The sequence below is a fragment of the Streptomyces sp. NPDC004561 genome, from assembly GCF_053602155.1.
In genome coordinates, this window is record NZ_JBSGDB010000592.1 from 1 (window position 1) to 4644 (window position 4644).

Consider the following 4644-nt stretch of genomic DNA (forward strand, 5'->3'; position numbering starts at 1 on the left):
GCGGGAGATGCCGAGGAGCAGAGGGCCCGTCGGGCCGGCGACGAGGTCCCCGAGGGTGATCGGGTCCAGCGCCGCGTAGAAGGCTTCCTGGGCCCGGCGCAGGGCGCCGCGCAGGCGGCAGGCGGAGTTCAGGGGGCAGGGGGTCGCGCCCTCGCACTCGACGACCTCACCGTCGCCCTCGAAGGTGCGGACCACCGCGCCGACCGACGCCGTGCGGCCCCGCTCGGTGAGTGCGAGCCCGCCGCCCCGGCCGCGGCGGGCGTCGACCAGGCCCAGGTGCTGGAGCTCGGCGACGACCTTCGCGGCATGTGTGTAGGGCACGTCCATGTCCGCCGCGACCTGCCGCGTCGCGGGCATGGCGTCGGCGACGACGGCCAGCCGCATCAGAATGCGCAGGGCCAGGTCGGTGGAGCGAAGCAGCCGCATACCACGAGCGTATGTAATGCGCATCCAGGGTTCAAATTTTCCCTTTCCTGCGCCCTCCCTGCTTGGGGCCCCCTCTCCCGCACTACGATCAGCGAGCCCCACCCCTCCCGTCCGTCACTTTCCCCAGAAGGACAAAAGCCTCATGGGTTCCGCCAAGAACAGCAGCAGCGCGGCGCGCAAGGCGCGCATCGAGGAGATGCGGCGCACCGAGCGTGCCCGCGAGCGCCGCAACCGGGTGCTCGCCGTCGCAGCGTCCGTGGTGGTCGTCGCCGGACTCGTCGTCGGCGGTGTGGTCCTCGTGAACTCGCAGTCCGGCAAGAAGGACTCGACGGCGAGCGGTGACAGCAAGAACTCCGGGGACGCCGGGCACTTCGTCACCGGCAAGGACGGCGTGCGCACCTGGACCGGCAAGCTGTCCCGGACGCACGTGACGACCAAGGTGACGTACCCGATGCACCCGCCGGTCGGCGGCAACCACAACCCCGTCTGGGCGACCTGCGACGGCACCGTCTACACCAAGACGCTGCAGGACGAGAACGCGGTGCACTCGCTGGAGCACGGCGCGGTCTGGGTGACGTACACCGCCAAGGCGAGCAAGGCGGACGTGGACGCGCTCGCGGCCAAGGTGAAGAAGACGCCGTACTCGCTGATGAGCCCGTACGAGAACCAGTCCGCCCCGCTGGTGCTGTCGGCGTGGGGCCACCAGGTGACCGTGAAGAGCGCGAGCGACCCCGAGGTGAACAAGTTCTTCGCCTCCTACGTCCAGGGCTCGCAGACACCGGAGCCGGGGGCCGCCTGCACCAGCGGGGCGATGTAGTGCGGCGGCAGCACATCGGCTGGATCACGGGTGCCGCGGCGGCGGTGCTCGTCGCGGCCGGCGCGATCACCTACGCGGCCGCCGAGGGCTCGGGCGGCGGCTCCGCCACGAGGACGCCGGGCGCGGAGTCGGCGGACGCCGGCTTCGCGCGGGACATGGCCGTGCACCACCAGCAGGCCGTCGAGATGTCGTACATCGTCCGGGACCGCACGAAGAATCCGGAAGTGCGGCGGCTCGCCTACGACATCGCGCAGACGCAGGCCAACCAGCGCGGCATGCTGCTCGGTTGGCTGGATCTGTGGAACCTGCCGAAGGTGTCGGCCGACCCCCCGATGACCTGGATGGGCATGGGCGGCATGCCCGAGCGCGGGGACGGTTCGCTGATGCCGGGCATGGCGACGAACACGGAGCTGAAGAAGCTCCAGACGCTGAACGGCAAGCAGGCCGAGATCCTCTACCTCCAGCTGATGACGGACCATCACAAGGGCGGGATCCACATGGCCGAGGGCTGTGTCGCCAAGTGCACCGTCGGCGTGGAGAAGCGGCTCGCGCAGGGCATGGTCGACGCGCAGCAGTCCGAGCTGCAGGTGATGGCGGGGATGCTCAAGGAGCGCGGAGCGAAGCCGCGTTCGTGAACAGCGCGCGGGACGCTTCGTTATGCGGCCGTAATGGCAAAAGGGGTAATTCGCCCTAGCTGACGGTTACTTGAGCTTCTCTTGACCATTACGTTCCCCTGGCATGAACGGTTCATCGTAAGAGTGGCCCCCATCACGTGATCCATTCGTCGGCCGTACCGCCGCGGGCCGGCGCCCGGAGTCGCGTGGCACCTACCACTACATGCATGCGAACCGCATCGCAGGGGGTTCTATGAGATCCAACCGCGCCAAGATGCGTGCCGGTGTGAGCATGGCAGCGACACTGCCCATGATCGCCGGTGCGCTGGCGCTGGGCATACCCGCGGCACACGCCGCGGACAGCCCCGCACGAGACGCACTGAAGGGAACGAAGCCGCTCTGGGCCACGGCCAAGGCGGACAAGGGCGCGACCTCGAACAGCGCCCAGATGAACGCCCGGGTCTACCTGGCCGGCAAGGACGCGACGGGCCTCGCCGCCTACGCCAAGGCCGTGTCCGACCCCAGCTCGCCGCTGTACGGCAAGTACCTGAGCGCCAAGTCGGCGCAGGCCCGCTTCGGAGCCACCAAGGCCCAGGTGGAAGCCGTGAAGACCTGGCTGCGCTCCGCCGGCCTGAAGGTCACCGAGGTCACCCAGCACTACGTCGCCGTCTCCGGTGACGTGGCCGCCGCCGAGAAGGCGTTCGGCACCCAGCTCCACAACTTCGCCAAGGGTTCGAAGACCTACCGCGCCCCGGCGCAGACGGCCTCCGTCCCGGCGAGCCTGAAGTCCGCGATCCTGACGGTCACCGGTCTGGACAACGCCCCGCACAAGGCGAACCACGACGACCAGCTGCCGCCTCCGGACGCCGTGTTCAAGAACTCCGGGCCGTTCTCCTCGTACTACGGCTCGAACGTCGCGAGCACGCTGCCGGACGCGTACGGCGGCAAGATCCCGTACGCGATCAAGGGCTACACCGGCAAGCAGCTGCGCGCCGCCTACGGCGCGGGCGACTACACCGGCAAGGGCGTCCGCGTCGCCATCACCGACGCCTACGCCTCGCCGACCATCGCCTACGACGCGGGCAAGTACGCGCTGAAGCACGGTGACGCGGCCTGGAAGACCAGCCAGCTGCACCAGGTGCTGCCGAACAGCTACACCAAGACGCAGGAGTGCAGCGCGGCCGGCTGGTACGGCGAGGAGACCCTCGACGTCGAGGCCGTGCACGCGGTCGCGCCGCAGGCCGACGTCACCTACGTGGGCGCCGCGTCCTGCTACGACAACGACCTGCTCGACTCGCTCAGCAAGGTCGTCGACAACCACCTGGCCGACATCGTCTCCAACTCCTGGGGCGACATCGAGGCCAACCAGACGCCGGACCTCGCGGCCGCGTACGACCAGGTCTTCCAGCTGGGCGCGGTGCAGGGCATCGGCTTCTACTTCTCCTCCGGTGACAACGGCGACGAGGTCGCCCACACCGGTACGAAGCAGGTCGACACCCCGGCCAACTCGGCGTGGGTGACCGCGGTCGGCGGTACCTCGCTGGCCGTCGGCAAGGGCGACAAGTACCAGTGGGAGACCGGCTGGGGCACCGAGAAGGCGACCCTGTCGGCCGACGGCAAGAGCTGGAACAACTTCCCCGGCGCCTTCACCTCGGGCGCGGGCGGCGGCACCAGCAGCACGGTCGCCGAGCCCTTCTACCAGAAGGGCATCGTCCCGGACTCGCTCGCCAAGGCCAACAACGCCGCCGGCAACCGCGTCGTCCCGGACATCTCGGCGATCGCCGACCCGAACACCGGCTTCCTGGTCGGCCAGACCCAGACCTTCCCGGACGGGTCGCAGAAGTACAGCGAGTACCGCATCGGCGGCACCTCGCTGGCCGCGCCGACCATCGCCGCGATCCAGGCCCTGGCCGAAGAGGCCAAGGGCAAGGCGATCGGTTTCGCCAACCCGGCGATCTACGCCAAGTACGGCAAGCAGGGCGTCTTCCACGACGTCACGGACAACCCGACGGGCTCCGGCCTGGCGGTCGCCCGTGTGGACTTCGCCAACGGCATGGACGCCTCCAACGGCCTGCTGTACTCGGTCCGCAGCCTCGGCAAGGACAGCTCGCTGTCCGCGGTCAAGGGCTACGACGACGTGACCGGCGTGGGTTCGCCCGCCGACGGCTACGTCCAGTCGTACCGCAAGCACTGAGCCGGCGCGGATCGGCTGATCCGCTGAGCTGAGCGCAGAAGGGGCACCCGGTGAACTCCGGGTGCCCCTTCGTCATGTGCGCGAGAGCGGACGTGCGCGCAGGACCTCAGTGGGTGAACGTCCGGGTCTGCTCCGGGACGTGGGAGGCGACCACCCGGCCGAGGTGGGCGACCTCCCGGCGCCGGTCCACCGCGTACGCCACGCTCGCCACGCCCAGCCCGAGGACGGCCAGCGCCGCTCCGGCGACGGCGGGAGAGGTCGCGCCGAAGCCCGCGGCGAGCGCCAGGCCGCCGATCCAGGCACCGCCCGCGTTGGCCAGGTTGAAGGCCGCCTGGTTGGCGGAGGAGGCGAGGGAGGGGGCCGCGGCGGCCTTCTCCATGACCATCAGCTGGAGCGGGGAGCCGGTGACGAACGCCGCCATGCCCAGCAGGGCGACCCCGAGGGCCGCGCTCCACTCCGCCCGCATCAGCACGGGGAAGAGCAGCAGCACGGCCGCCAGCGAGGCCAGCCCGCCGAACATGCCGGGGAAGAGCTCCTGGACACCCTCCGGGCCACCCCGGCCACCGAGTACCTGGTGGTCGAGGAGACCGGCG

General features: G+C 70.1%; 4 protein-coding genes and 1 pseudogene. 3 read left to right on the top strand and 2 right to left on the bottom strand.

Translation table 11 applies throughout. From position 1 onward, the window contains the following. Positions 1-426, bottom strand: a 426-nt coding sequence (locus tag ACWEN3_RS41460; protein ID WP_452982396.1) for an RrF2 family transcriptional regulator, incomplete at its 3' end; no start/stop codon positions are given. A gap of 142 nt (positions 427-568) precedes the next feature. Between ACWEN3_RS41460 and ACWEN3_RS41465 the strand changes: the two genes are divergently transcribed. The 3 genes from ACWEN3_RS41465 (at position 569) to ACWEN3_RS41475 (ending at position 4051) form a co-directional block, all read left to right on the top strand. Then, positions 569-1243 carry a DUF3105 domain-containing protein gene (locus ACWEN3_RS41465; protein WP_452982399.1) on the top strand — a complete coding sequence of 225 codons (675 nt, stop codon included), beginning with the start codon at positions 569-571 and terminating at the stop codon, positions 1241-1243. Then, positions 1243-1878: a DUF305 domain-containing protein gene (locus ACWEN3_RS41470; RefSeq protein WP_452982402.1), complete on the top strand. Its 636-nt coding sequence runs from the start codon at positions 1243-1245 to the stop codon at positions 1876-1878. The genes ACWEN3_RS41465 and ACWEN3_RS41470 overlap by 1 nt, the downstream gene beginning before the upstream one ends. A gap of 232 nt (positions 1879-2110) precedes the next feature. Continuing rightward, positions 2111-4051, top strand: a complete 1941-nt coding sequence (locus ACWEN3_RS41475; protein WP_452982405.1) for a S53 family peptidase — start codon at positions 2111-2113, stop codon at positions 4049-4051. A 106-nt stretch (positions 4052-4157) separates the two neighbouring features. On the opposite strand, the pseudogene ACWEN3_RS41480 reads toward ACWEN3_RS41475, so the two are convergent. Beyond that, positions 4158-4644, bottom strand: a pseudogene (locus tag ACWEN3_RS41480) (MFS transporter); the annotation flags it as partial.